The sequence below is a fragment of the Longimonas sp. genome (assembly GCF_046498435.1).
Taxonomy (GTDB): Bacteria; Bacteroidota; Rhodothermia; order Rhodothermales; family Salinibacteraceae; genus Longimonas.
Map to the genome: position 1 here is coordinate 1 of NZ_JAWOAR010000186.1, position 6,268 is coordinate 6,268.

Below are 6,268 nucleotides of genomic sequence, written 5' to 3' on the forward strand. Positions count from 1 at the left end.
CTGTGCCCGTCTGTCGAAAGGTGCGCGTAAGAAGAGAAGTCGCCGCACTGTAGTGCAGTCCGGCCATGGCACCCAGCGCAACAGTTCCTACAAAGAACAGCGCATAGTGTGGGGCCAAAGCCAGCAGCAAGCTGGTGAAGGCTGTGCCCCCAACGGCCAGCAGCACAACCCTGCGCTCGCCCCACCGGTCGCCCAGCAAGCCGCTGGGAAACTGCGAGAGCGCGTAGGCCAGCCACATGCCCGTAAGCGCCGCCCCAATGGCTCCGTTCGACACGCCAAACTCTGCACTCACCGCGGGCACGACCGGGCTTATGGCAAGTCGGGCAGCCATTGTTGCAAAGAATGCCAGGGTACAGGCCGCCAAGACGACCCCGTTGTACGACCACAGATTCAAAACGCAGATAGATGTTTTGGGAGACGGTAGCAACTATCGTGCGATACGACAGGCCCTGTTGTCCGGTCCTATGGTGCGCAACGCCCATGCAACATTGCCCCCCTCTCCATCAGATCCTTGCGCGCCCTACGCCCATGGTTCAAACAAGGGGCCGTGCTTAAACAGGCGTAGCAATAGATTCCCACTTTCCCACAAAGCCATGGTGTGATTTGGAAGAGCTTCTTGTTACGTTACGGGACCTGCTACAGTACACGACTGTCGTAATCGACTGGATTTTCCTTAGACCGGAGGAGTCCAGCAAACGGTTTTAACAAGGGCGTTACGCCTCTGCGTAGCAAAATCACGAAGCCATAATGAACAATGTCCGAACAACAGATCTATGAGCAACGCTTCCACATGCAATTGCTTTTACATACGCCGTCGATATTTTTGTAAGTAGTACATCGTGTAGTACATCGTGATGTCGAGCAGAACGTCGGCATGAAGTCGCACGGAATGTCCGTGCAATGCGCCCCCTTCCTGCCGTACGGCCCCATGTAGACTCATCCGGTCTGAAATATGGAAGCGCCACAGCCTAAGCTGTTGATTTACATGACTGACTTCTATGCATGAGTGATCTTTATGCTTAGACACCTGGCGGATGCACAATAACATGATAAACTGCCGCGTCACCTTCGAATAGTAACTTGGCTTGTTGGCGGCGGCAAACATCTTCTGTAAACAAACGTGGTAACGAGAGTCCTTTGAATCCAAATACCTGTAGGGCAATGAATAGCGGTAGCCCCACCAACGGTACTGCCTCGGCGCGTACCACCCTCAAAAAACCAGCTCCAACGCAGCGCGAGGAGCTTGTCCAGGCGCTGGCCTCTGGCACACTCTCGCTCCACAAACTCCCCGATGACCTTTCTGCTCGCGAAGCAGCGTCCATCCGGCGCGAGGCGCTTGAGCAGGCCGCTGGCACGAAAACGAAGGGCCTTGACCACTATTCGTTTGACCCCGAGGTGGTATCGACGCGCAACTGTGAGAACCTGATTGGTGTGGCCCAGGTGCCCATGGGCGCGGTGGGTCCGGTACCGGTACGCGGCGAGTATATCGATGACGACCGCTACGTGCCGCTGGCCACCACCGAGGGCGCCCTCATCGCCAGTGTGAACCGCGGCTGCGCTACCCTGCGAGCCGCCGACGGGGCCATTGTGCATGTGGAAGACGTGGGCATGACGCGCGCGCCTGTGTTCCGCACATCGGGCATCCGCGAGTCAACGGCCTTTACCGACTGGGTCGAAGATAATGAGGAGGAGATCCGCACACAGGTTGAGGCCACCAGCCGCTACCTCAAGCTGAAGGACATCCGCCCGTTCTCCCTGGGCTCGACCGTGTTTCTGCGCTTTCGCTTCTCGACCGGCGACGCTATGGGCATGAACATGGCCACGCTCGCCTGCAACCAGGTCATCCAAGACCTCATTGTCCCCGAAACGGGCGTCGAGTTTGTCTCGCTTTCGGGCAACTACTGCGTCGACAAAAAGCCGTCGGCGGTCAACGTGCAGGAAGGGCGCGGTAAGCGCATTTTTGCGGAGGTGGAGCTTAGCGAAGAGGTGCTGAAACGCTACCTGAAGACGAATGCCGAGGACCTCACCGAGGTGCAGTATCGCAAGAACATGCTCGGCTCCACCGCCGCGGGCTCGATGGGCATGAATGCGCACTACGCCAACATGGTGGCCGCCTTCTTCGTAGCCACCGGCCAAGACATTGCGCAGGTTGTCGAGGGGGCACTGGGCACCACCTGCATCGAGAAACGGGGAGACGGCGGCGTGTACATCTCGATCTTCATGCCAGACGTACCGCTCGGCGCCATTGGGGGCGGCACCACGCTCCAAACGCAGTCCGACGCACTCTCGCTAATGGGCGTGGCGCTCGATCCCGACGAGCCTGGCGCAGCCGCCATGCAGGTCGCCGAACTCCTGGGCGCCACCGTCCTCGCAGGCGAACTCTCGCTCATGGGCGCCCTCAGCTCGCACCACCTGGCTCGGGCACACAACGACCTGGGCCGGCCCACACCACCATCGAATGGCCACGCAGCATAGTAACACCGCCGCCCCGTCGCTCTTCTGGATGCGCCTTTATGCACGAAACGACCGTACGCGCCCCGGCCAAGTTAATCCTGATGGGTGAGCATGCGGTCGTATATCAGCGGCCCGCGCTGGTCGCCTCGCTTGGGCTGTGGATGCATGCAACCATTACCCCACGCTCTACCTCTGGCGTTACGCTGCACATCACCAACTGGAACCACACCGAAACCACCGATTGGTCTACGGTTCGGGCGTATGCCGATGAAGTCCGCGACCGGTGGCACAGCTACGCCGCGCACCCTTCGGCTAAGACTTTTGCTCAACTCCGCAGCACCGACCCAACACACCTCATCAAAGTAGCGCTGGGGGAAGCTGCTCGCGCGGCAGACGTTGAGCCGCAGCCGCTTGCACTGCGCGTGCAGTCCGATCAGCCTGTGGGGGCTGGATTCGGAAGCTCGGCTGCCCTCGGTGTAGCAGTAGCTCGCGCCTACCTTGAAGCTCACAGCGCCCCCTTTACGCACGACCTGCTCTTCGATATCGCTCTCGACATTGAGCGGCGCCAGCACGGCACGCCCTCGGGCGTAGACCCCGCCACTATCCTGCGCGGAGGCCTCTTGTGGGCCGAGTCCGAAAACGATGCGCTGCACTGGCACTCGGTGAAGGCCCGCGCCCCAGTACTCTCCGATATTCGCATCTTTCACACGGGCGCCCCGAACGAATCCACCGGTGCGGTGGTCGATGCCGTACGCACCCGCCGTGCCGACGACCCCGATGCGTTCGAATCCATCATCGACCGCATCGAAGACGCCACCCGTGCGCTCCGCGACCTGCTCTCGGCCCCCGACGTGTCCCCTTCGGCGCTGGTCGACCTGCTGCAAGAGGGCGAGGCCTGCCTCGAAGCGCTCGGCGTAGTGCCGCCAGCTATCCGCCACCACATCCGCCAGATTGAAGCACACGGCGGGGCCGCCAAAATATCGGGCGCAGGAGCCCTCACCGATCCGCACGCAGGCTCGCTCATCGCTTACCACCCCAACCCAAATACCGACCTTTGGGACAGCCTGTCTTCGTTCTCTTCGTTTAACGCGCCCCTCTGCGTTAAAGGGGCGCATCCTCTTCAATCTGCACATGTGCATGGCTAAAGCAACCGTCGAAGCTCCCTCCAACATTGCCTTTGTAAAGTACTGGGGCGTCGAAGACCTCGATCGCGCTATTCCACGCGCGCCTTCGCTCTCCATGACGCTGCGCCGCTGTGCCTCGCGCACCACCGTCGCGTTCACCCCCGATTCCAGCGACGGCGACACGGTGCTCATGGCCGATGCCGAGGGCTCGCTGCATCCCGCCAACGACGGCTTCGCCCAGCCTGTCATGAAGCACCTGAATCGCCTGCGCGCCTGGGCCGAACGCTCCGGCTCCTTCCGCGTCGCCACGCAGAACAGCTTCCCTGCTGCCGCCGGACTCGGCTCCTCGGCTTCGGGCTTTGCTGCGCTCACGCTGGCGGCGCTCCGTGCACTCGACACCTGGCCCGATGCCGCCACGCGCTCAGCGCTCGCCCGCCAGAGCGGCTCCGGCTCAGCCGCCCGCTCGGTACTGGGCGGATACGTTGCCTGGCCCCACGGCGACAACCATGCTGCCGAACCTATTGCCCCGCCCACGCACTGGGACCTGCGCGATGTCATCGCGGTCGTCGAAACCGAGCCCAAACCGGTCTCCTCGCGTCAGGGGCATCAACGCGCGCCCAGCAGCCCATTCTATGAACAGCGCCTTTCGCATCTGCCCGAGCGTATGCAGATCGCCCGCACCAGCATCGAGGCCCGCGACTTCGACCGCCTGGGCCCGCTCATCGAAACCGAAGGCATCGAGCTCCACCTGATTACCATGTCGTCAGAGCCACCCATCTTTTACTGGAAACCCGCCACGCTCAAGGTGCTGGAGGTCGTGCGCGCCATGCGATCCGACGGACTCGCCGCCTACGCCACCATGGATGCGGGGGCCAACGTGCACGTCATCTGCCCGCCTCAGGACGAACCCGAAGTTGCGGCCCGTCTGAATGCGATGAACGACGTCCACATGGTCATTCGCGACGGCATCGGGCCCGGCCCCACCACTAAGGTTGAAGATCTGTTTTAGCACTGTTTTAGCACTGTTTTTTTAGGGGTTTTTAGGGGGAAGCAGAGCCCACCGCCTCCCCCTGTACCTTGATGCAATTTGCCAGCCTCCTGCCCTGCCGCAGCGGGCCTCGCATGTGAACGGCCCGCGCTCGTCTCATTTGCTTTTGCCAGTTTGCCACGCGCCATGCCCCCAATGACCTTCGTAAAGTGGGGCGGCAGCCTCATCACCGACAAAATAGGACGCTTTTCGGTGCGCACCGCCGTGCTCAAACGGCTGGCTCGTGAAGTGGCTCGCGCATGGCCCGCGTACCAGGGGCGCCTGCTCATCGGCCACGGCAGCGGGTCATTTGGACACGTGGCTGCCCACGACGTCGGCCTCGACCGCCACGATACGCCCCCTGCCGCCGCGCTAAGCCGCGTGCAAGACGCAGTCGCAACGCTACATCGGCACGTCGTACAGGCGTTGCGCGAGGCCGATCTGCCCGTATTCTCGTGGGCGCCTTCCAGCGCATTCGTCACCACACACGGCACACCCGCAGCCTGCTCAGCGGCGCCGGTGCAGCACGCCCTATCGGCAGGAGCCCTCCCCGTAACCTACGGCGACATCACGCTCGACACCGCCGATGGACTCGCCATCTGCTCCACCGAAACGGTCTTTCGTACGCTCGTGGATGCGTTATCCGGCACTCCGCGCGCGCCCGAGCGGGTGCTCTGGTGCGGCAACACCAACGGCGTCTACGACGACAGCGGCACCCCCATCGACATGCTCACCATCCGCGAAGCCCGTGCCATGATCAACGTGGTGGATGCCCCCGACGGCACCGACGTGACCGGAGGCATGGCCCATCGGCTGGAGGTGGCCTGTGCCCTGGCCGATCAGGGCCTCAACTCACTGCTCCTGAACGGCGATGCGCCGGGACGCCTCTTGGGGGCGCTTCGCCACAACGCGGTGCCGGGCACCCGCATCCCCCGCGCTACCAACACTGCGTAGTGCTGTGTCAACCCTGAAAGGTTGGGTTCAGATGCGTATTTTCCCCTCCATCCTACCCGTCCTCCCCGGGGAGGAAGGAACTGTGAGGTGCCACTTCCCAAGTCCCCCTCAGAGGAGGGGGATTTAGGGGGAGGGATTCCATACTATCACAACCCGAAAAATTATCCTTGACACAGCAGTAGTGCTGTGTCAACCCTCATTTTGATGGTTACCCTGGCATCATCCCCCAACGAAGCGTGTCATGGTGAGCGCAGTCGAACCATCTCCTTGGTGTTCAGAAGATACGGTGGGACAGAGGCCCTGCCAACCTCGGGGGAGATCTTTATTCACTGCGTTCATCAGTCGCTTCGCTCGTGTCAGGACTCCGCTTCGCTGCGCTCAAGATGATAGCATGTAAACGGGGCATGTTGTAACCCACACATTGACCGTTGACACTATAGTAGTGCTGTGCCACACGTGATTCATAGGGTAACGCATGGACTCCCACTTTATAGTCATCCAGATCCTGAATCGAGTTCAGGACAGGCAAGGCGCCCCTGGCGCCGCTGATCCGGAGCCGAGCGAAGCGACGCACGAAGTATTAATTCAGGAGAAGCATTTGTGCCTACAGGTATATAGGTGAAAAACCAGGCAAATTTTGCTCCTCTAGCTATCATCTCATCTATAAACTTTTCACTTAAAATAGATCTAGTATTCTCACTGGTTGTAC

Annotated in this window: 5 protein-coding genes and 1 pseudogene; 4 read left to right on the top strand and 2 right to left on the bottom strand. The window is 61.1% G+C overall.

All coding sequences use genetic code 11. The features are described 5' to 3' along the window. A partial coding sequence (locus R6U20_RS06970; RefSeq protein WP_410337138.1) for an MFS transporter occupies window positions 1-331 on the bottom strand: 331 nt, incomplete at its 3' end. 830 nt (window positions 332-1,161) lie between these two features. Between R6U20_RS06970 and hmgA the strand changes: the two genes are divergently transcribed. The 4 genes from hmgA to R6U20_RS06990 all read left to right on the top strand — a co-directional run bounded on the left by hmgA (window position 1,162) and on the right by R6U20_RS06990 (window position 5,559). Continuing rightward, window positions 1,162-2,475 carry a hydroxymethylglutaryl-CoA reductase (NADPH) gene (hmgA, locus tag R6U20_RS06975; protein WP_410337139.1) on the top strand — a complete coding sequence of 438 codons (1,314 nt, stop codon included), beginning with the start codon at window positions 1,162-1,164 and terminating at the stop codon, window positions 2,473-2,475. Window positions 2,476-2,513: 38 nt separating this feature from the next. Then, on the top strand, window positions 2,514-3,599 hold the full coding sequence (locus R6U20_RS06980) for a mevalonate kinase (protein ID WP_410337140.1): 1,086 nt from the start codon (window positions 2,514-2,516) through the stop codon (window positions 3,597-3,599). After that, window positions 3,592-4,587: a diphosphomevalonate decarboxylase gene (gene mvaD / locus R6U20_RS06985; protein ID WP_410337141.1), complete on the top strand. Its 996-nt coding sequence runs from the start codon at window positions 3,592-3,594 to the stop codon at window positions 4,585-4,587. The genes R6U20_RS06980 and mvaD overlap by 8 nt, the downstream gene beginning before the upstream one ends. Before the next feature lie 165 nt (window positions 4,588-4,752). Beyond that, complete coding sequence (locus R6U20_RS06990) at window positions 4,753-5,559, top strand: isopentenyl phosphate kinase (protein WP_410337142.1); 807 nt, start codon at window positions 4,753-4,755, stop codon at window positions 5,557-5,559. A gap of 494 nt (window positions 5,560-6,053) precedes the next feature. Here R6U20_RS06990 and R6U20_RS06995 read toward each other — a convergent pair. Beyond that, window positions 6,054-6,268, bottom strand: a pseudogene (locus R6U20_RS06995) (hypothetical protein); the annotation flags it as partial.